Consider the following 21,148-nt stretch of genomic DNA (forward strand, 5'->3'; position numbering starts at 1 on the left):
CACCACTCCCGGGCACTCATGGACGTATTGCTACCGATCAGACGTCGCATCGCTCTGCTCAGAAGTTGAACTTGTCGACGTTGTCAGCGGTAAAGACTGCCGGCGGTCCCAGCAGGAGGATGCCCTTCTTGGCGTCATAGGAGACCGGCTCATCGAAGCTCGGAACCTTGTTTTCAGCCTCGAACGACCTGCCGTCGACGAGCTGCTTGCCGGCCCAGACCGTCAGATAGCCGAGCTTTTCCGGATCCCAGAGGACCGTAAAGCCGAAGGCGCCGCTCTTCAGATAGCTGCGGGCGGTATTCGGGCTGCAATAGCCGGTGCCGATGACGGAACCGATCTTGCCTGCCGTCTCTATTGCCTGGGCGACGCCCGGGCATGTCGAGGAGGCGACGCCAATGATTCCCTTCAGATCGGGATTTGCCGTCATCATGTCGCCGGCGATCTGGGCGGCGCGCTCGGCGGTGCCGCCGGCATATTGGGGCGGCAGAAGCGTCAGCTTCGGATATTTGATCTTGGCTTCCTCCTGCATGAAGCCGATCCATGCATTCAGGTTCGATGCAGTCGCCTCTCCCGAGACGATGCCGATCTTGGCATCCGGCCCGACCCGCTTGACCAGCTCATCGATGATGGTGTTGCCGAGACCCTGGTCCGTCGCCTGAGCGACATAGACGGCGCGGCCGCTGTCGGGCGCGTCGCTATCGCTGGTGAAAAGCTTGATCTTCTTCGCTTCGGCCGCCTTGACGACCGGGGCAATGCTTGACGCATCGAGCACGCTGACGGAAATGGCGTTGACGCCCTTGTCTATCAGGCTCTGAACGATCTGAAGCTGATCGACCGGATTGGTGTCGACAGGGCCGGTATAGACGAAGTCGACGCCGAGATCCTTGGCGGCGCGATTTCCGCCGTCCTGCATAGCGTTGAAATAGGGAATGCCGACAAGCTGGGGCACGAATGCGACCTTTGGCTTGTCCGCTGCGAAAACGGCGGTTGCGGTGACGAGCGTGAAGGCTGAAATCGTCAGCGTCTTGGTGATGCGATTGAACATGGTTTCTGATCCTCTGGAAGTGACGCGCATTTTTTAGTTTGTTTTTTCAAGCGCCCGCACGTCGGGATGGGCGCCTGTTATGAGGGAGACGATCTCTTCTGGATCGGTGGTATCGCGCCTGCGTTCCGCGACCTTGCGGCCGCGGCGGAAGACGACCATCCGGTCGGCGACTTCGAAGACATCGGAAATGTTGTGGCTGATGATGACGACGGCGCAGCCGCGCTGGGCGAGCTTGCGGGTCAGCGACAGCACCTTACGGGTTTCGGCGACGGCGAGCGCTGCCGTCGGCTCATCCATGATGACCAACTTGGCGTCGAGATTGAGCGCCCTGCAAATGGCGACCGCCTGGCGTTGCCCGCCGGACAGACTGCCGACGGCCGCGTTCGGATCGGAGATATGCGCATCCAGTTCATCGATCAGATTGTCGACGCGCTGACGCATTTCCCGGCGGCGCAGAAAGGGAATGCCGAGGACCGACCGCTTCAGTTCGCGCCCGAGAAAGACGTTCTCGGCGATCGAGAGATTTTCCGAAAGGGCGAGTTCCTGGAAGATCGTCGCGATGCCGGCGGTGGCGGCGTCCTTCGGCGAGGTGAAACTGACAGGCTTGCCCTCGATCAGCAGTTCACCGCTGGTCGGCGCGTGGGCGCCTGCCAGAACCTTGACGAAGGTCGATTTGCCGGCGCCGTTGTCGCCGAGCAACGCCAGCACCTCGCCCGCGTGGATATCCACATCTACGTCAGCCAGAGCGGTCAGTCCGCCAAAGCGCTTTCCTATTCCGGCGGCTCTGAGGAGGGGATCTGTCATGTCGGTTTGCTCCTTTTCGTCCGCTAGATCGACTTCACGGCCCAGCGCAGGATGTTGAGCCAAAGCGTCGCGTAGCCCGGCCAGGCGACAAAGCTGTTTGGCAGCCAGTGTGGTCCGATATCGGAAGTCCAGGCGACTGTGCGGCCCTTGCCGTGGGAACCCGTGACCAGCAGCGGGTGCGAGCCCTCGTCCTGCGGCAAGGTTGCCAGCACTTCAATACCGGCGCCGTCCTTGGCGACGACCTCGTTGGCGCCAAGCAACAGCGGCCATTCACCATCAATGCCGGAAAGGATGGGATGCGACTTGCCCGTCACGATCGCCTTGAAGCCTTCCGGTACTTCCAGGCGATCGTCGTAGGGAAGGCAGGTGACGGGGAGAGCCTCCTCGACCGGCGTGCGTCGCCATCGCGCCTTGCCGTCTATGCCCTGAAAGGAGAAATAGCCGCCGGCCATAATCAGGCCGCCGCCCTTCTTCGTCCATTCGCGGATAAGCTTCAGACGGTTGGCGACAGGCTTGCCATGCAGCCACACATCCGGCGGCAACAGCAACGAATTGGCGCCGATATCGGAAAGGATAATTGCGTCATAGGACGTCAGGCCATCCATCGTGTAGGGAAACTTCTCGACGGCCTCATGCGCCGGCATGTAGTCGACGTCGAACTCGCTTCCCTTCAGGGCGGCGACGAGCGGTTCTGCACCGAGATGGAAGGTGACGCTGCCGAACTGGTCGAACCCCTTGTAATGGGTAGCCGAACTTACCCAGCTTTCGCCGACCAGCAGCACTTTCTTCGTCATGAACCTCTCCTTGTCTTTGAATTGTCCGGGGTGAGCCCCGATTCAGATCGCCCGGCGCACTTCGACGGCGGACAGCAATTCCTTCAATCGTGCGGCATTGGCCGTGTAGCCCTGCGCACCTTCGGCAGTCGTGGTCAGGCTGGCGCCGATGGCTGCGTGACGCGCGGCCTCTTCCAGCGAAGCGCCATGCAGCCAAAGGCTCAGGAACACGCCGGCGAAGGCGTCGCCGGCACCGGTCGCATCGACGCGGTCGACTGGCAGCGCCGGCACTTCGATCTGCGCGCCGCCGCCCTTTCGAAAGACGGCCGCGCCGAATTCGCCGAGCGTCAGCACGATGTCGCCGCGCGTCCTGAGGCGCGAGAAGATCCGCCGGGCTTCCTCGATCATCGAGGCGAGCGGGGTGCGGATGTTGAAGATCTCGCGCAGCGTCTCGTCGTTGACGAAAGTCAGGTCGATGCGCCCGACGAGGTCGATGAATGCCTCAGGGGTGCGCGACCCCTCGGGCAGTCCGGCCGTGTGCAGGCTGACGCGCCAACCGGCATCACGGAAACGCTGGATCGAAGGGATCATGCGCTCGTAGTGAAATCCTTCGATATGAAGGCAGGACGCAACTTGCGGCGTCTCGACATCCATATTGGCGGTCAGGTCGATTTCGCTGAGTTCGAAGGTCTCGTGAATGATCGTGCGGCTGCCGTTGCCCTCGATGATGACGATCGCGCGCGGCAGGCGGTTGTTGATCGGTCGGCGGATCGGCAGCACGTTGACGCCGCGCGCCATGAGTTCGGCCAGTGCCCATTCGCTGTCGCCATCGTCGCCGACAGCGGTCGCGAGATCGACCTGCAGGGAATAATCGTCGCCGACACCGACGGCGGCGACCGCAAGATTGGCAGCCGGGCCGCCGAGAGCCTTCTCGATATGGCGGGCGGCCACCCGGTCGTCGCGATGCGGTAGAACAGGTACCCGGCATAGGTAGTCCACACATATGTGTCCCACGACCAAAAGCCTTGGCAATGAGCGCGTTGACTTCATCCTCTCGGCAACACGAAGAGGTAAGGCTCTTGCGAAAAGACTCGGTCTGTAAGCTAGCTTTTGAATTGCTTGCTGGACCTTCTCACCCGTTTCCGGTCGGACGGGGACGTTACCATTGAGAAAATTCGAGACGGTGCCAAGAGAAACCCCCGCGGCACGAGCAACGTCACTTATCGTAGGGCGACCATTCCGCATAGCAGCTACTTCTCCATTGAAGCGTTTCAACGGTACAAGCGGTGCGTCACGCCGTCAAAAGAAAGAAATACTAACAAGCTGTGTTAAATGGGAAGCGCATTTCAAGAGTTGGCCTAGGCAGGCATTGATTTCCACTAGCGGGCGTTATTGAAATCATTTCAATTGGCGCTGGGGCATCGTCAACTTAACGAAGCATGGACTTGAATGTGGGATGCTGTGGAGCCTCAACAGGTTGTCCTCGGCCAGGCCGAGTCTGCTGATTGGTGTTTGGGATTTTAAGCTGCCGTGAGGCCTGTGCCAATTGTAGCGGTGGAGCCAGGCCGGCAGTTCGGCGACGCGGTGGTCTGAGGTTGGGTAGGCGACGGCGTAAGCCCATTCCCTGAGCGCGGTCTGGATGAAGCGCTCGGCCTTGCCATTGGTCTTGGGCGTATAGGGTTTTGTGCGGATGTGTTTGAGGCCAAGCTTGCGGCGGGCCTTGACGAAGACCTTCGACCGGTAGCAGGAGCCATTGTCGGTCATCACCCGTTCGATGGTGATGCCAAGGCTGGCATAATGGGCGACCGCCGCCTTGAGAAAGGCGACGGCGCTCTCCTTTTTCTCATCGGGCAGGATCTGCGAGAAGGCGACGCGCGAGGCGTCGTCGATGCAGACATGGACGAACTCCCAGCCGACGCCGCGGCTGTTGGACTGGCCGGTGCGGTCGCAGGTGATGCGGTGGCCGACACGGTCGAAACGCCCGAGTTTCTTGATGTCGATGTGGATCATCTCGCCAGGGCTCTGGCGCTCGTAGCGGCGCACCGGCTCGGCCGGTTCGATGTCCTTCAGCCGCGAAAGACCCGCCCGCTTGAGCACCCGGCTGACCGTCGCCACCGACACACCCGTCTGCTTGGCAATGTGCTTGCCCGTCAGCCGCTGGCGACGCAGCGTCGCGATCTCGTCGGCAATCGCCGCCGCGGTCTGTCTCGGGCTCCTTGTCGGCCGCGAGGAGCGGTCGGCCATGCCGGCGCGGCCCTCGGCCTGGAAACGCCACACCCAGCGCGCCATGACCTTCGAGGTCACGCCGTAGGTCCGCGCCGCAACGGCTTTGGAAAGACGGCCTTCAACAACGCAGCGCGCCATCTCCTCTCGACGCCGTGGCGTCAAACGGGCATTCTTGTGGATGTTCATTCGGTCCTCCGGGAATCACTGAAGCTTCGACAACCTCAGCTTTCCTGACCGGGACCGAATGGACAACCTCCTGAAAGCTCACAGCTAGTCGCCGCTGGATGAAAGTTCAGTGGCATGTCAGGTGCGGTCGAGCGCCTGGATCTGGCTTTTCTCGTCGACCGACAGCACGATGGCATGGGCCGGCGGGTCGACGTAGAGGCCGACAACGTCTTTGAGCTTGGCGACGAACTGCGGGTCGTTGGAGAGCTTGGAGGCCCGCCAGCGGTGGGGCTGGAGACCATGCGCCTTCCAGATGCGACGCACGGCGCTGGCGCTGACGCCCACCTCGGCCGCCATCATGTCGGCAGTCCAGTGCGTCGTCTCGCCCGGCGGTTCGGCAAGCGAAAGCGCCACCACCTGCTCGCTGATCTCCGGCCCGAGCGGCGCAATACGCGAGGGGCGCGTCTTGTCGCGCAAGAGACCCTCGAAGCCTTCAGTGGCGAAGCGCTCCTGCCAGCGCCACACGCAGGTCTTCGACTTGCCGGTCTGTCGCATGATCTCGACGGTGCCGACGCCATCGGCACTCAGCAGGATGATCTCGGCGCGCCAGACGTGCTTCAGCGGCGCATTGCGATCACTGATGAGGGCTCTCAGGCGTTGGCGATCGGTCGACGAAACGGTGAAGGCTATTCCTGTGCGCATGCGCCACACTCGCATACGCGCTCGCCAAAGGGAATCCCACACGGACTCTTATGTTAAGCGGAAACTACTAGCGCAGCTGATCGGAGACTTCGCTGCGCTGGCCGTCGTCGATCTGGATGAACTGAGGTTCCGTTTGGGTGATCCTGCCGACGCTCGGCGAGGTGAAAGCTCAGGCGCCGATGGCGGCGCGCTGTTTCAGCGCCAGATCCGGGCTGTCCGAGGTCAGGCTGCCGATTCCGCGCTGCAGCCAGTGGCGGATACCGGGCTCGTCGTTGAGGGTCCAGACGCAGAGGCGCTCCAGCGGCAGCCGGGCGCGGATCAGGTCCCATGCGGCCTCCATCAGCGCGTGGTGGATGGCAACCATCTCTACCAGCTCGTCTACGTGATCGATGAAGGCGGTGAGCCCGCCCTGCTTCTCGGCCCAGGCGGCGTTAACGGAGACGAGGCGCGAAACATCGGGCGCATGAAGGCGGCAATCCTCCAGAACGGAGGTATCGAAGGAGGTCAGGTAGGAGCGTTCCCCGACACCGAAGCGGGAAAGCTCAGCTGCAACGCGCGCGGCGATGTCAGGATAGGGCGTGCCGGTCTCGTCAATCTTGATCTCGACATGCAGGCCGATGCCTCTATTGGGGGCGAGAACTTCGAGCACTTCGCCAAGCGTCGGAATGGCCTCGTCCGAGCCTTTCAGCAGCATCCCCTTGCGGGCTTCGACCGACAGGTCCTGCACCGGGCCAGAGCCTTCGGTGGTGCGTTCCAGCGTCGCGTCGTGGATGACGACCAGTTCGCCCGAGCGCGTCAGGTGCACGTCGAATTCGATGGCGTCGACGCCGAGCGTAACAGCATTGCGGAAGCCGGTGAGCGAGTTTTCGGGCCAGAGGTTGCGGGCGCCGCGATGGCCGGTGATAAGCGTCATGAAATATCCTTCAACATGTTGATTTCGTAAGCATTAGCGGATCGTCGGGTCGAGCTTGTCGCGCAGCCAGTCGCCGACGAGCGAGATCGAAAGCGTCGTCAGCATGATGACGGCGGCGGGCGCCAGCATGATCCAGGGCGCACGCGTCAGATATTCGCGCCCGAAGCCCACCATATTGCCGAGGCTGGTTTCCGGCGGCTGCACGCCGAGGCCGAGGAAGGAGAGACCGCTTTCCATCAGGATGATCTCGGGGAAGGTCAGCGTCATGGAAACGATCAGCGTCGAGGCGACGTTCGGCAGGATATGATGCAGGTAGACGCGCGAAAGCGTCGCACCGAGCTGTACCACCGCCGCTGCGTAACCCTGCGCGCCGGCGGCAATCGCGAGGCCGCGGGCGATGCGCGCATAGCGCTCCCAGCCATAGAAACCCATGAGGCAGACGAGCAGCAGCATCGAGGAGCCGAAGAAGGCCAGCACCGCGAGCGACATGATGAGGAAGGGAAGTGCGGCCTGGAAGTCGGCAAGCATCAGGACCAGATGCTCGACGAAGCCGCGGAACCGCGCCGCGAGGAACCCGAGCAGCGTGCCGAAGAGTGCCGACAGGATCGTCGCACCGAAGGCGATGACGAGCGACACCCGGATCGACTGGATGAGGCGCGAAAGCACGTCGCGGCCGAGTTCGTCCGTGCCGAGCAGGTGCTTGACATCGCCCGGCGCCGAAAGCCGGCTGCTCAGATCCATGGCCGTTATGTTGAACGGGCGGATGGTATCGGCGAAAACGGCAGTCAGGACCATTGCCGCAAGCCACAGCAGGCCGAAGGCCACCGACAGCGGGACGTTACGGCGCAGGAAGGAGACGAGGCGGTTGGGCTTTCCGGAAGCCGGCGTTGCGGCGAGATCGACAGGTGCCATCGGTGTTCTCCTCAATGTCCGGCCGCATGCGAGCGAAGGCGCGGATCGAGCCAGCCGTAGAGCAGATCGACGACGAGGTTCGATACGACCATGGCGACAGCGATGATCAGCAGGATGCATTGCACGATCGCGAGATCGCGATTGGTGACCGAGACGACCAACAGGCGACCGATGCCGGGCCAGGAAAAGATCGATTCCACCACGACCGCGCCGGCGATCAACGAGCCGACCATGAAGCCGACGATGGTGACGATTGGCACCGCCGCATTGGGCAGTGCATGGTTCCACACCACATCGCGCCATGTCAGCCCCTTGGCCGAGGCCGTGCGGATATACGGCTGGCCCATCACCTCGATCATGGCGCTGCGCGAAAAGCGGGCGAGGATGCCGATGCCGCCGATGCTCATGGTCAGCGTCGGCAGGATGCCATGTACCCAGGTATCCTGCCCGCCCGAGGGCAGCCAGCCGAGGATGACCGAGAAGACCAACACCAGCAGCAGCCCCATGACGAAGGAGGGAATGGTGAAGCCGAGGATGGCAAGCAGGATGACGCCGCGGTCAGAAAAGCTTTGCCGGTGCAGCGCCGCATAGACGCCGGAGGGAATGCCGAAGACGAGCTTGAGGATGAGCGCCGGCACCGTCAATTGCAGCGTCGCCGGCACGCGTTCCAGCACCAGATCGAGGGCGGACGCCTTGTCGCGCATCGAGACGCCGAAATCGCCTGACAAGATCGACTTGAGATAGGCGAGATATTGAATCCAGAGCGGCTGGTCGAGGCCCCATGCCTTGCGGAAGGCATCGACCGCCTCCTGCGGCACGTCAGGCCCGAGCATGACCAGCGCGGGATCCCCCGACATGCGCAACACGACGAAGGCGAAGGTAACGACCGCCATGATGGTCAGGACGGCACGGAACAGGCGCACGAGTACGAAACGGATCATGGAAGCCTCCTATGCCGCCACCGGCGTTGTTTCACCGGCCACGACATGGCAGGCGGCGGTGCGGCCCTCGCCGATATCGAGGAGTTCCGGCACGACGGAACGGCAGACGTCCCGCGCCAGCGGACAGCGCGGGTGGAAGGCGCAGCCGGAAGGGCGGCTCGCCGGGTTGGGCGGCTCGCCCTGCAGGATGACGCGGCCTTCGAGCGGCTTGCCGGGAACGGGCACGCTGGACACCAGCGCTTTCGTGTAGGGATGCCGCGGCGCGCGGAAGATGGCGTCCGAGGACGCCTCCTCGACGATGCGGCCGAGATACATGACCGCGACACGGTCGGCGATGTTGCGCACCACCTTCAGGTCGTGGCTGATGAAGACCATGGCGATGCCGTTCTTTTCCTGCAGGTCGCGCATCATGTTGACGACCTGCGCCTGGATGGAGACATCGAGCGCCGAAACCGGCTCGTCGCAGACGATGAGCTTCGGCCGGGACGCGAGTGCACGGGCGATCACCACACGCTGGCGCTGGCCGCCCGAAAGCTCGTGAGGATAACGATCGGCCTGGTCATCGCGGAGGCCGACGGCCCTCATCAGTTCCGTTACGCGCACGCCCTGGTGCTCTCTCGGGATGAGCCTGTGAATATCGAGCGGTTCGCCGATCTGGTTTCCAATCGTCACGCGGCGGTCGAGCGCTGCGAGAGGATCCTGGAAGACGAGCTGCATCCTGGCGCGCAGCGCCCGCCATTCCGCGGTATGACGCGCCGGCATCGGCTGTCCCTGGAAGCGGATGCTGCCTTCCTGCGCGTCGTCGATGCCGAGCAGCATGCGCCCGAGCGTCGATTTGCCGGAGCCGGATTCGCCGACGATGCCAAGTGTTTCGCCCGGCATGACCTGGAGCGAAACGCCGTCGACGGCGCGCACCGGTGTCGGGCGGTCGAAGAGGCCGCGACGGATCTGATAGATGCGGACGAGATCACGGGCTTCGATGAGCGGCGTCATTGCAGCAGGCCTTCGGCGAAACGGGACGTCAGAGTCTCGGCGGCGGCGGCAACCGCTACCGGCCGCGTGCAGGCGAGCTTGCGGCCGCCATCGAGGGAAACGAGCGGCGGGCGCTCGTTGCGGCAGGCCTCGACAGCGCGTGAACAACGCGGCGAGAAGGAACAGCCTTGCGGCAGGTCTTTCGGATTGGGAACGGTGCCGGGAATGGGGATCAGCCGTTCGCGGCCGCCATCGAGGCGCGGAATGGCATCGAAGAGGCCGCGCGTATAGGGGTGGCGCGGCTCGGAGAAGAGCTGTTCGACGCGGCCCTCCTCGACGATGCGCCCGGCATACATGACGCAGACGCGCTCGCAGACCTGGCTGACGGCGCCGAGATCGTGGCTGATGAAAACGGTCGCCATGCCTGTTTCGGCACGCAGGCGGATCAGGAGATCAAGGATCTGCGCCTGGATCGTCGCATCGAGAGCCGTTGTCGGTTCGTCGGCGATCAAAAGGTCCGGCTGGCCGGCGAGCGCCATGGCGATCATCAGGCGCTGGCACTGCCCGCCGGAAAATTCATGCGGGTAGAGATCGAAGCGGCGGCGCGCATCGGGAATACCGACCATGTCGATCAGCCTCAGCGCCTCGGCCTTTGCCGCCTCGCCGCTGAGGCCGCGATGGACGGACAGCGCCTCGGAGATCTGCCGGCCGATGCGCAGCACTGGATTGAGCGAGCTGGACGGGTCTTGGAAGATCATCGCGATGCGGCTGCCGCGCACGCTTTCGAGCACCGTGCGCGATCCGCCGACGAGCTCGTTGCCCTCCAGCCGCACCGAGCCTGAAACGCTGGCCTTGCCCGGAAGCAGGCCGAGGGCCGCAAGCCAGGTGACAGACTTGCCGCAGCCGGATTCGCCGACGAGGCCGAGCGCCTCGCCTTTGGCGACGTCGAGATCGATGCCGTGGAGAACCTGCACGCCGTCGAAGGCGACCGTCAGGTCACGCAGTTCCACGAGATTGGAGCCGGTCGCGCCCATCTTTCATCCCCGCTTTTCGCTTGCACCATAAAAGAGGATCTCCGGCAGCCCTCAAGCCGCCGGAGACCGGAGTGACGAGCCGATCAGATCGACCAGTTGGTGGCGCGGAAGTCCATAGCGAAGGCCGGAGCGGCCTTCCACTTCAGCGACGACTTCATGCCGGTGAAGACGGCATTCTGGTGCAGGACCTGATAGACCGGGTCTTCGCGCTCGGCGATGTCAAGCATGCGGGCGATCGCCTTCTTGCGCAGTGCCCGGTCGGTGGAGGTTTCCATGACGACGGCGAGCTTGTTCATCTCGGCGTTCGTCCAGTCCTTCTTCTGCTGCACTTCGCCGTTCGGGCCGAATTGCACGACCATCGGCGTGATCGGGTCGTTGATCGAGTTGCCAGCCGACCAGTCGCGCACGCCCTTGATGCCCTGGGGATCGTGGATCTGCGCCCAGTTCTCCTTCATCTCGATCTCAACATTGAGGCCAACCTGTTTCCACATCTCGACCATGATCTGGCCGTTGGCGGTCTGGTTCGTGTAGTAATTGTTGAGCAGGCGGTAAGGGATCGCATCGCCCTTGTAGTTGGCCTGCTTCAAGAGGTCCTTGGCGAGGTTTGGATCATAGGCCGGAGGCGACCAGCCATCGATGAACATGTCGCTGTTGCGGAAGGATTCGAACTGCATACCGGCCGGGACAACCGTTTTGCCGGCCCAGAGCGCATCGATGATCGCCTGGCGGTCGATGGCATGCGTCATGGCGCGGCGCACGAGCGGGTTGGCAAGGATCGGGTTCTGCGTGTTGAAGACCGAAACGCGGTGGTTCCAGATCGTCGAATTCTGGACTTCGTAGCCGGGAGCAGCCTGCACGGCGGCGATCTGATCCGGCGGCAGGTCGCAGGCGAAGTCGTATTCGCCCGAAAGCAGGCCGTTGACGCGCGAGGCGACTTCCGGGACTTCGACGAAGCGGATCTGCTCGAGCGGCGGGCGGCCGCCCCAATATTCGTCGAAGGCGATGAGGGTCAGCGACACGTCCGGCTTGTATTCGCCGACCATGTAGGGGCCGGTCGTGATCGGCTTGCGCGACCATTCGGTGAAGCTGGCAGCCTCATCCCAGGCGCGGCGGTTGGTGATCTGGCTGCCGCCGGAATAGAGGCGGCCTTCGAGCGTCACGTCAGGCGTCGTGTTGTGCAGGCGCACGGTGTACTTGTCGACGATTTCGATACCTGCGAGCGCCGGCCAGAGACGACGGCCGACGCCCGGTACGGTGGCCGGCAGTTCCTTGGCGGTGGCCGGCTTGTGATCGGCTTCGAAGATGGTCTTGCCGCCGGCAGGTTCCGTATTGCCGAACACGCGTTCCTTGGAGAAGGAGAAGGCGACGTCTTCGGCGGTCATTTCATCGCCGTTGTGGAACTTGACACCCTGGCGCAGCTTCAGTTCCAGCGTCTTATCGTCGATGCGCTTCCATTCGGTCGCAAGACCCGGAACCGGACCCTGATTGCCCATCCAGTCGCGCAGGATCAGACCTTCCCAGAGGTTGGGATAGAAGATGCGCTCGCCGACGTTGGACTGCTCGTGATAGACGTCGAGCGAATTGTTGTTGGTTATCTTCTGCACCGCGATGGTGATGGAAGGACGCTTGGCCTGGCTGAAAGCCATGCGCGGCAGAATAAGCGTACCGGCGGTAGCGCCGAGCAGGCCGAGCGCGCCGCGTCGATTGATCGAAATCATCGGAAACTCCTTGTGTCTTAGCCGGCGGGCTCCCCGGCTCGCGGCCTTCGTTCTTAGGATCGGCTCCATGTCGCCTGAACGACGGCTTCATGAAGTTTCGGTAACAGCCGCCCGTCGCGGATGCCGCGAAGGGCCATTCAGCGCGCGAAAGCATCCGCCCTCGCGAGATCAGCCAGCGGCCTCCACCGCCGGTTTCCCTTCAGAAGAGGCCTTTTCCTTTTCAGAAGACGAAAGCGCCGCAAGAGCGAGCGCCAGTTCCCCCGCCCCCTCGACCGTTCGCAAGGCCCCTGCCGCCTTCAGCGCCTCGTGCCGTCCGCTGCGCGGATCGGCCGGATCGACGAAGCCGATCGCCGCCATGCCGGCCGCCACAGCACCCGTAATCCCGAGCACGCTGTCATCGATGACAAGGCAATGGCCGGGCTCGACGCCGAGATTTTCGGCGCAGAGCAGGAAGAGATCCGGTGCGGGCTTCGGCCTCGCCACCATCTCCGCGCTGTAGATACGCGGGGCAAATTCCGCCCAGAGGTCGAAAAGACCGAGGCTGCGGCGCAGCCGCTCCATATCGCTGTTGGACGCGACGCATTTGCGCTGCTTGAGATCCCGCAACAGCTTTTCCATGCCGGCCATCGGCTGCAGCGAACGGGAAAATTCCTCGTAGAGCGCGCGACCGGCATCGGCAAAGACCCGGTCCGGATCGGCAAGGCCGAGCTCTTCCCTACAGAGGCGGCGGGCCGCCTCGCCCGAAAGACCGGTGAAGCGGCGGTGAACCTCAGCGCTGCTCAAGGGAATACCAGCGCGTTGCAGAGCCTGCGCCAGCGTGCCGCTTGCCACCGGCTCGCTGTCGATCAATACACCGTCGCAATCGAAGATCAGAAGTTCTATCGTCATGCCAATGGCATTACGTTACATTTGTTACAACTATGTGATATTTGTAACGCCGGCGAATTCAGGATGAAGATTTATGGATTTTAGTGAGCTGAAAATCCGGGCGGCCTGGCTCTACCACGTGGAGGGATTGACCCAGGCACAGATCGCCGAGCGGATGAACCTCACCCGTCGCAGGGTGAACGAGTTTCTGGCCGCAGCCCTCGAGGAAGGCATCGTCAGGGTCAGCTTCGCCTCGCCGCTTGTCGCCGGAATGGAGCTCGAATCGCGCCTACAGGAACGTTTCGGCCTGGAGGCAGCGATCATCGTTCCGACCCCGGCCGATCCGCAGCTTCTACACCAGGCGGTCGGCCGCGGTGCCGCCGCCTATCTGGACCGGCTGATCCAGGCCCGCAAGCCCCGCTCCATCGGTGTCGGCTGGGGGGCGACGCTCAGGGAAACCGTCATTCACATGACGCCGGCAAACGAGCCGGAGATTGAGGTACGCTCGATGATGGGCGGGCTGACGCACGGTTCGGAGATCAACACGTTCGAGATCGTGCGCGCCTTCGCACAGGTCCTGAAGGCGCAATGTCATTATTTCGCAGCACCTATCTATGCAGAGAGCCCGCATTCGCGCGAGGCGATCATTTCGCAATCCGTCTTCCAGCGGATCTTCCGGCAGACCTGCGAAGTCGATATTTCATTTCTAAGCGTCGGCGACATGACACGGCAATCCCTGCAGGTGCGCTACGGCCTGCCGCCCGGAACCGATGTCAGCGACCTCATCGACGTCGGCGCCGTCGGCGACTTGCTCGGCCGCTATGTCGACGTCGAGGGACGCCCCGTCGCCCATCCGCTGAACGCCCAGGTACTCGCCCCTGATCTTTCCGACTATCGCAAGATCCCCTGCCGGATCGTCGCCTCCGGCGGATCGCACAAACACGCCATCCTCACCGCCACCATGCACGCCGGACTCGCAACCGCGCTGATCACGGATGAGGAGAGCGCAAGGGCGTTGCTGGCCGGCGGATGAGGTGAGGTGCGTGCCTGCGTCTATGGGAGGCGACCGAGATTGATGCGGCCTGGGCAGTAGATCCTGAGATCTGCTCCACAAGACCGGCGCAATCTGGAAAACCACTATCTCGTCAGTGGAGTGGCATTGACCGCGACACGTTCTGCGATCATTATTCGGCAATCCCTAAATTAGAGACGCTATTTGAATCACATCGAAATCAAGCGGGTGCAGTTGGACTAGCAGTTGTCTCTCAGAGGACTTTACAGAAGGGGAGCAAAGGATGCCGCACAGCGACGCGACACAGTCTGCTTCTGTCGAAACCAATCTCCTTGCCGATACCGACGATCTCGTCTCTCTTTATGACGAGAGCTTTCATCTTACCGAATGCTCAGAAAGGCATCGGCAAACGCATGCTGTCGATTCGCTGGTCGATGCCACCTTATGGCATGTCTATCCGGAGCTTTTAGCCCCTTCGACGAAATCTGCGGTCGAACTCGTACTTTCGAGTGGATTGCCGCGAAACGTCGAGATCGCAGACGCAAAGACAGGAGATCAGCGTACACTCACGGTTTTCCGCAGCCCTCGCGGCTTGGGTGTTGTCGAGGCGGACGGCGATTCGAGCTTGCGCGGGACTTATAGCCAGGCTGAAAATGACCGTGCGCTTCTCTTTCATCAGGCTACCCACGATGTTTTGACCGGACTGCCAAACCGACGGCAATTCAGCGATCAATTGCGGGGTGCCTTCCCGGTATCAAAGGGGGTAAAGTTCGCCCTCATGCAGATCGACCTCGATGATTTTAAGCCTGTCAATGATACATTGGGTCACGGTGCGGGCGATACCGTCCTGAAGATGGCGGCCGAACGGATAAGGAGCGTGCTTCGGGAGCAGGAATTCGCTTATCGATTGGCCGGTGACGAGTTCGCGGTCATCCAGCGGAGAGCCAATCAGCCTCGGGAGGCGGAGCGCCTGGCAGAAGCGCTCGTCGGTGCGTTCAGGGAACCGTTCACGGTCGAGGGCATCAATGTCTTTGTCGGCGCAAGCGTCGGGATTGCCGTTGCCCCGGCGGATGGAAACGAATTCGAACAGCTCATGAAAGCGGCAGACATCGCGCTCTATGCGGCCAAAAAGGACGGCAGGCACAGGGCAAGGAAGTTTAACCGCTCCATGCTCATGGTTCTGGAGCAGCGGGAGACACTGCGTCGCAGTTTGCGGACCGCCCTTAAAGAGGGCCAGTTCTTCATCGAGTATCAGCCGCTCGTACAACCTCCCTCTTCGATCGTCGGCTTCGAAGCACTGTTACGATGGCATCATCCCGTCGTTGGCATCATCCCGCCCAATATCTTCATCCCCATGGCTGAGACGGACGGTTTGATGAGCGACATCGGTCAATGGCTCCTTGAACAGGCCTGTCGTGAAGCGATGTCGTGGCCCGCCCATTTTACAGTGGCTGTCAATCTCTCCCCGGCGGAGTTTCTGCACGCAGGCCTTACCGATCGCATTGCTCAGACCTTGGACCTCGTTGGCATCCGCGCCGACCGACTTGAATTTGAGATCACCGAGTCTGTGTTGTTAGAGCGTACAATCAACAATCTCGACACCCTCAATACGTTGAAAGTGCTGGGAGTGCAGATCTCGCTCGACGATTTCGGGACCTACTATTCGTCGCTCAGCTACCTGAAGAACTTTCCCTTCGATACGATCAAGATCGACCAGTATTTCATCAAGGATCTTGAGATCGACGACAAAAGTCAGACGATCGTCCAATCCATTATCGCACTCGCCCACGGGCTCGGCATGAGCGTCACTGCCGAGGGGGTGGAGACGGCAGAGCAAGCCGCTTGGCTCAAAAAAGCAAAATGTGACCGGCTGCAAGGATATTTCCTCAGCAAGCCGATGCCCGCCGAAGAGGTCGGTACGTTCCTCAGCAATCTTATGCCGCCCGTCGCCTTTGAGAACTTCTCGATTTCCGGACGAGCGCCACCTTTGAATCCTAGGAGAATGTGAATATCAGTTTTCGAATTCTCTCGGAGCGGATATGGCGAGGAGGAAACGATATGCATGCAGCCAGCGACAAGTCACCGGAAGTGAACTTCAAGCCCCTCCTTCGGTTCGAGATGGACATGGCGACATTTCTTTCCGACTGGCAGCATTGCGATCAACTGTCGACCTTCATGGCGCGGATGATCAGTCACAATCGCGCCGATCCTATTCGGCATTCGAATTTCTTCTCGTTTGCTCTCAATGAACTGCTGGAAGTATCGTTCCGCGGTGGTTCTCCGCAGGGTTTGATGGACTGCACAGTCTATCGATGCGATGCGACGGAACGTGTAAGGCTCAGTTTCGCGTCTCCCGCCGGACAGCGAGAATTCTATCGCGAGGCAGTGTCGAGAACTCATCGGAAAGATGCAATCGCGCGTTATCTCAGTGCCATTGCAATGGATCAGACGCCAAACAGGGAGGTCACTCTTCTCGATCTGGCAATCAATTTCGATGCCCGCCTGCATCTGGAGGAACGCGCTCCAGCGTCCATAACATTGGTGGTCGACCTGCCGCTTGAAGGAAGCATACGTTGAGCACAACACCCTTCCATGCAGAATTCGACTCCAACAGCCAGGAATTTGTCCTATCTGGCGTGATCCGACCGTATTCCGTCGATGAGATCGCCGCCAGCATTTTCATGCTCAAGGAGGCTGTCGATGATGTTCGAGGGGTTCTCTACATCAATGTAAAACGCCTCGTCCAGATGAACAACACCGCCTTTCAGGCCATTGCCCGCGTTGTGCTGGACACCTGCCGAACAAGATCCGATCTTCGCTTCGTGGTGGTGACTTCGAGTGTCGTCGGCTGGACCGAACGCATGTTCAAGCACTTGAGCAGCATCGAGCCGCGGGTAACGGTGGAGGTCTATGATTCGGGATTTTATCCCGGCCAGAGCTTCGTCGAGGATACGAGCTTCATTCCGATATTGCGCACGCAAACCAAGATGACGTGGCGCCACGAGCGCACGATCCTTCCCCGTCACGGCATGCGGCCAGGGATTGTGATGGCCGATATCTGCTGTGGCATCGGCGATTTCGCCTCACTTGTCAAAAAAGAGTTCCGGCCAACGCGGATCGTGGCGCTCGACCATTCCAGGGCAAGCCTTGCCTATGCACGCGAGATGGCCGCCAGCTTCAATATCTCCGATATCGAATATACTTACGGCGACGCCTCGGAGATGCTGCTCGAAGACAACCAGTTCGACCTGGTGACCTGCCGCCATTCGCTTCAGATATTCAACCGGCCGGATGTGCTTCTGAAAGAGCTCTTCCGGATCTGCAGACCGGGCGGGCGGGTATACATAACCAACGAGAAAAATTCACACTGCCTAGGAGAACCCCGCTCGCAAAGCATCCAGTGGACGTATCATCAAGTCGCAAAGCTATTCAGCCACTTCGAAATGGATGTGGAACTCGGCCCGAAAAGTCGCAGATATCTGGCCGACGCCGGCTTTGACGATATTCTCGTCGAGTCCTTCATGGTCACCAATCTCGATGGAGACCCGCAGGATTTTGCCGACGTCATCGCAGCCTGGGAAAATGTTTATGCCGGAGAAATGGCTGTCAGGCGCGGGGATTCCCCTGAATTCATAGAACGTTTCCGCCAAGGTTTCAGGGACCACATTTTTGCAGCCCTTCATCCGAAGGGCTATGCCGGCTGGCCAATCTGGGCGGCGTCCGGGCGCAAACCGTCATGAGCGCAGCCGGTCGACAGATCACACGTTTTGGCTTGAACTCGTTTCGTGCAAAGTTCGTCCTCGTCGTCGGCAGTGCCGTGCTGTTCGACCTGCTGGTAACCGGAGGCCTGGCGCTTTGGAACGTGCAAAGGCTCTCTCGTGATGCCGCCGCGGAAGTCGGCCAAGGTTTGGAGGAAGCCAATCAGGGCTACATCCGCTCCTACGCGGAAACAACGGCCGAACACGTCAACCTGCTCCTGAGCCAAGTCCATTCCGACGTCAGCACATTGGCCGGCGTTCTTCAAGCCCAGATCGATCGCCCCTCGAGAGAAGCCCAGATCGGCCAGGCGATGGCTCTTGGTTCTCCAGGAACCACCCAGGTCGTTTACGATGCGAAAGGAGGATGGGCTCAGAACCTGCCCGGTTCGCCTTCGGTCGTCAGCGTCTGGGGATATCTCCTGGGATCTGATCACCTTCCATTGCCGGCGGTCCAGAGGGACATCGAAAACAGTGCAGTCCTCGACCTGGTTGCGCCAAGTCTCTTGTCGGACGGTCTGTCGAAGCTTCAGATGTATTATATCGGCCCGAGAGAGCGTCCAATCTTCAGGACAGCGCCCTACACGGCCCAGGCCCAGACCTTCGACAAGCTCTATCCTGGCCATAACAGCGCGGAATTCTGGACCTTCTTTTTTCCCGGGCTTTACGAGTCCTGGGAGGAGTGGGGCAAGGATAGAGGACAGCGGCCAGTCAATAGTGACATCACTCAGACTGCACCTTACACGGATGCAATCACGGGAAAGCTCATCGTCAGCTTCTTTCAGCCACTCTGGTCCCCTGATCGGACGAAAGTCGCAGGCGCCGCCGGAACGGATATCACGCTCGACCAGCTGGCTGGAATCGTGGAGAGCGTCAAAGTTGCCGACAGCGGCTTCGGATTTCTGGCCATGTCGGACGGCAACGTGGTTGCCATCAATCCGACCGGCGAGAAAATTATCGGCCTGCGGGCATCGAACAATCAAGGCGGTGAAGGTGTCACGGGTCTCAACCGTTCACTGAAAGGGAGTGCGCAGCCGGAAGTCGCGCAATTACCGCTGGGGGAGGACGGGCTATTGCGGCATATTCGCCTTGATGAAAATGGCGAAAAGGTTCCCTATCTCGTCGTCTTGAAGCAGTTGCGACCGACGAACCTTTGGGTTTCCGGCCCTGTCAGACGCGAAGCCATGCTGCTCGGCATCGTCGTGCCAGAGCGCGAGATCTATGCTTCGCTGTTTGCGGCTCAGGCTGGAATTTCACAGGCAACGAACCGGATTCTGATCTACCAGGTCCTGGCACTCCTCGTATCGCTGTGCTTCGTCATCGCAGCCGTTTTCGCCATATCGAAGCGCATCACCAAAGGCATCAGCTCGCTCGCCGAAGCCGCCAAACGCATTCAGGCCAAGGATTATTCCGTTCGGGTGGACATACCGACACGTGATGAGGTCGGAGAAGCTGGAATGGCCTTCAACCGCATGGCTGAACAGATCAGTTTTCATACCGAAAATCTCGAGCAGCTCGTCGAGGACAGAACGAAGGAGATCGAAGAAGCGAACCAGCAGATCTCCAGCTTGAATAAACAATTGCGCAGCGAAAACCTGCGCCTGGGGGCGGAGCTTGCGGTTGCGCGTCGCATCCAGATGATGGTTCTCCCCAAGACCGGAGAATTGGAAGAAATTTCGGATCTGGAGATCGCGGCCTACATGCGGCCGGCCGACGAGGTCGGGGGCGACTACTACGATGTCCTGAGGGACGGAACGCGGTTGAAGATCGGCATCGGCGACGTTACCGGACACGGCCTCGAAAGCGGCGTTTTGATGCTGATGGTCCAATCGATTGCGCGGGCATTGCAGGAGGCCGGCGACATGGACCCCTCGCAATTTCTGAACAGGGTGAATCGGGCCATTTATAAAAATCTCGTCAGGACCAGCACCAACAAGCACCTTTCCCTCGCCTTCCTGGACTACGACGAAGGACGCCTGACGCTTTCGGGCCAGCACGAGGAACTGATCGTCGTTCGAAAGCTCGGAAAGGTGGAGCGGATCGATACGCTTGATCTGGGTCTGCCGATCGGACTGGAACCGGATATTTCGCCGTTCGTGGCGACACGCGAGGTTTCCTTTGACCGCGACGATATAATCATTCTGCACACGGATGGCGTGACCGAGGCCGAGGATCGCAACGGCGAACTCTTCGGCATCGAGCGGCTTTGCGAGAGCGCCGGCCGGCGATACGGCCTGAGCGCCGAGGACGTCAAGGCCGGAATCATCGAGGATTTGATGGCCCATATCGGCACGCAGAAGATCCACGATGACATCACACTCGTGGTTATGAGACACAGGTGAACGAATGACGACCTTGTATGGACTGGAAGATCTGGCAACTGGAACAGGCGAAAATGTCACGAGGCTGCGCCTTTTTGAGGGGCCTCTCGATATCGGCTGGAAACATTGCGCAATCACGTCGGATTTCGTCGCCGAGGTCGTGGCCTTGCGCTACCGCACATCGCATAGCCTCTACAGGGAGGTCCGGCACAGTGTCAGTTATCTGACGAACGAGCTTGTCGAGAACGCAGTAAAATTCCGTGCAGCCGGCGAAATTGTCGTAGAGGCTTCGGTTGAGAATAATGTCTTCCGGGCCAAGGTCTCCAATCTTGTCGACGAGGAAACGTCCGAGCAGTTCCAGCATTTGCTTTCGGAAATCACGATAGGCGATCCGGGCGAGCTTCTCATCAAACGAATTGAGGCGAATGCAATTGGCGCAAATTTGACGGGCTCAGGTCTCGGACTTCTGACCCTCATGAGTGATTATGGCGCTCACTTTGCGTGGGTTTTTGGAGCAGGGAAGCCAGACGGCAGAATTCCGCTGGAGACCTACGCATCCATCACAGTTCCAGATGCAGCGAATTGACGGGAGAGGTCGATATGGAAATCAAGGAAGAAGAATATCGCGTCTGGTCGGAAGGTACGGAAATCTATTTCGATGGGATTATGCGCCTGCCCAGCACGGAGGCTTATGCACCCATTTTTTCCCTTGTCATGAATATTCTGGACGCCAAGCCGGATCGCGTCACGATCGACCTCACAGGGCTACAATTTCTCAATTCTTCCGGGATCAACCTGCTCGCGAAGCTCACGATTGAAGTCCGCAACAAGCCGAATGTTCAATTCACGGTGCGCGGAAGCTCGGAATATCCCTGGCAGTCGAAGTCCCTTCCGAACTTGAAGAAGTTGTACCCGGGGGTGGATCTCAGGCTTAGCTGAGGCAAGGCCTCTGCCATGGCATCAAATCACCCTGCAAGCATTAGAGCGC

General features: G+C 60.7%; 18 protein-coding genes and 3 pseudogenes. 7 read left to right on the forward strand and 14 right to left on the reverse strand.

Annotated elements, in window-relative coordinates; translation table 11 throughout:
* Nucleotides 1-58: 58 nt before the first annotated feature.
* The 14 genes and pseudogenes from KQ933_RS29890 to KQ933_RS29950 all read right to left on the reverse strand — a co-directional run bounded on the left by KQ933_RS29890 (nt 59) and on the right by KQ933_RS29950 (nt 13,093).
* Nucleotides 59-1,045, reverse strand: coding sequence for an autoinducer 2 ABC transporter substrate-binding protein (locus KQ933_RS29890; protein ID WP_216759588.1), 987 nt, complete (start codon nt 1,043-1,045; stop codon nt 59-61).
* A 33-nt stretch (nt 1,046-1,078) separates the two neighbouring features.
* A complete protein-coding gene (locus tag KQ933_RS29895) occupies nt 1,079-1,849 on the reverse strand; it encodes an ATP-binding cassette domain-containing protein (protein WP_216759589.1) in 771 nt (256 codons plus the stop codon).
* A gap of 23 nt (nt 1,850-1,872) precedes the next feature.
* Nucleotides 1,873-2,643, reverse strand: coding sequence for a glutamine amidotransferase (locus KQ933_RS29900; RefSeq protein WP_216759590.1), 771 nt, complete (start codon nt 2,641-2,643; stop codon nt 1,873-1,875).
* A gap of 42 nt (nt 2,644-2,685) precedes the next feature.
* Nucleotides 2,686-3,621, reverse strand: coding sequence for a carbohydrate kinase family protein (locus KQ933_RS29905; RefSeq protein ID WP_253958441.1), 936 nt, complete (start codon nt 3,619-3,621; stop codon nt 2,686-2,688).
* 150 nt (nt 3,622-3,771) lie between these two features.
* Nucleotides 3,772-3,867: pseudogene (locus tag KQ933_RS33630) on the reverse strand (LacI family DNA-binding transcriptional regulator); the annotation flags it as partial.
* Nucleotides 3,868-4,083: 216 nt separating this feature from the next.
* A pseudogene (locus tag KQ933_RS29910) lies at nt 4,084-5,034 on the reverse strand (IS481 family transposase); the annotation flags it as partial.
* Between the two features lie 120 nt (nt 5,035-5,154).
* Nucleotides 5,155-5,715 (reverse strand): annotated as a pseudogene (locus KQ933_RS29915) (IS630 family transposase); the annotation flags it as partial.
* Nucleotides 5,716-5,884: 169 nt separating this feature from the next.
* Nucleotides 5,885-6,628 (reverse strand): glycerophosphodiester phosphodiesterase family protein, encoded by a 744-nt coding sequence (locus KQ933_RS29920; RefSeq protein WP_216759593.1) that lies wholly within the window; start codon nt 6,626-6,628, stop codon nt 5,885-5,887.
* 33 nt (nt 6,629-6,661) lie between these two features.
* Nucleotides 6,662-7,540, reverse strand: a complete 879-nt coding sequence (locus tag KQ933_RS29925; RefSeq protein ID WP_216759594.1) for an ABC transporter permease — start codon at nt 7,538-7,540, stop codon at nt 6,662-6,664.
* 11 nt (nt 7,541-7,551) lie between these two features.
* Complete coding sequence (locus KQ933_RS29930; protein ID WP_216759595.1) at nt 7,552-8,481, reverse strand: ABC transporter permease; 930 nt, start codon at nt 8,479-8,481, stop codon at nt 7,552-7,554.
* Between the two features lie 9 nt (nt 8,482-8,490).
* Nucleotides 8,491-9,474, reverse strand: coding sequence for an ABC transporter ATP-binding protein (locus tag KQ933_RS29935; protein ID WP_216759596.1), 984 nt, complete (start codon nt 9,472-9,474; stop codon nt 8,491-8,493).
* Entirely contained in the window at nt 9,471-10,487 is a 1,017-nt protein-coding gene (locus KQ933_RS29940; protein WP_216759597.1) for an ABC transporter ATP-binding protein, read from the reverse strand. Before KQ933_RS29940 ends, KQ933_RS29935 begins: the two co-directional genes overlap by 4 nt.
* 83 nt (nt 10,488-10,570) lie before the next feature.
* Complete coding sequence (locus KQ933_RS29945; RefSeq protein WP_216759598.1) at nt 10,571-12,205, reverse strand: ABC transporter substrate-binding protein; 1,635 nt, start codon at nt 12,203-12,205, stop codon at nt 10,571-10,573.
* A gap of 168 nt (nt 12,206-12,373) precedes the next feature.
* Entirely contained in the window at nt 12,374-13,093 is a 720-nt protein-coding gene (locus tag KQ933_RS29950) for an HAD family phosphatase (protein WP_216759599.1), read from the reverse strand.
* 73 nt (nt 13,094-13,166) lie between these two features.
* Here KQ933_RS29950 and KQ933_RS29955 point away from each other — a divergent pair, with 73 nt between their 5' ends.
* The 7 genes from KQ933_RS29955 to KQ933_RS29985 all read left to right on the forward strand — a co-directional run bounded on the left by KQ933_RS29955 (nt 13,167) and on the right by KQ933_RS29985 (nt 21,099).
* A complete protein-coding gene (locus KQ933_RS29955) occupies nt 13,167-14,105 on the forward strand; it encodes a sugar-binding transcriptional regulator (protein WP_216759600.1) in 939 nt (312 codons plus the stop codon).
* 262 nt (nt 14,106-14,367) lie between these two features.
* Entirely contained in the window at nt 14,368-16,092 is a 1,725-nt protein-coding gene (locus KQ933_RS29960) for a bifunctional diguanylate cyclase/phosphodiesterase (protein WP_216759601.1), read from the forward strand.
* A gap of 50 nt (nt 16,093-16,142) precedes the next feature.
* Nucleotides 16,143-16,661, forward strand: coding sequence for a ubiquinone biosynthesis methyltransferase UbiE (locus KQ933_RS29965; RefSeq protein ID WP_216759602.1), 519 nt, complete (start codon nt 16,143-16,145; stop codon nt 16,659-16,661).
* Complete coding sequence (locus KQ933_RS29970; protein ID WP_216759603.1) at nt 16,658-17,824, forward strand: class I SAM-dependent methyltransferase; 1,167 nt, start codon at nt 16,658-16,660, stop codon at nt 17,822-17,824. The genes KQ933_RS29965 and KQ933_RS29970 overlap by 4 nt, the downstream gene beginning before the upstream one ends.
* Nucleotides 17,821-20,181, forward strand: coding sequence for a SpoIIE family protein phosphatase (locus KQ933_RS29975; RefSeq protein ID WP_216759604.1), 2,361 nt, complete (start codon nt 17,821-17,823; stop codon nt 20,179-20,181). The genes KQ933_RS29970 and KQ933_RS29975 overlap by 4 nt, the downstream gene beginning before the upstream one ends.
* A 4-nt stretch (nt 20,182-20,185) precedes the next feature.
* On the forward strand, nt 20,186-20,746 hold the full coding sequence (locus KQ933_RS29980; protein WP_216759605.1) for an ATP-binding protein: 561 nt from the start codon (nt 20,186-20,188) through the stop codon (nt 20,744-20,746).
* Between the two features lie 14 nt (nt 20,747-20,760).
* Nucleotides 20,761-21,099 carry an STAS domain-containing protein gene (locus KQ933_RS29985; RefSeq protein ID WP_216759606.1) on the forward strand — a complete coding sequence of 113 codons (339 nt, stop codon included), beginning with the start codon at nt 20,761-20,763 and terminating at the stop codon, nt 21,097-21,099.
* The last annotated feature ends 49 nt before the right edge of the window (nt 21,100-21,148 follow it).

The organism is Rhizobium sp. WYJ-E13 (assembly GCF_018987265.1).
GTDB lineage: Bacteria > Pseudomonadota > Alphaproteobacteria > Rhizobiales > Rhizobiaceae > Rhizobium.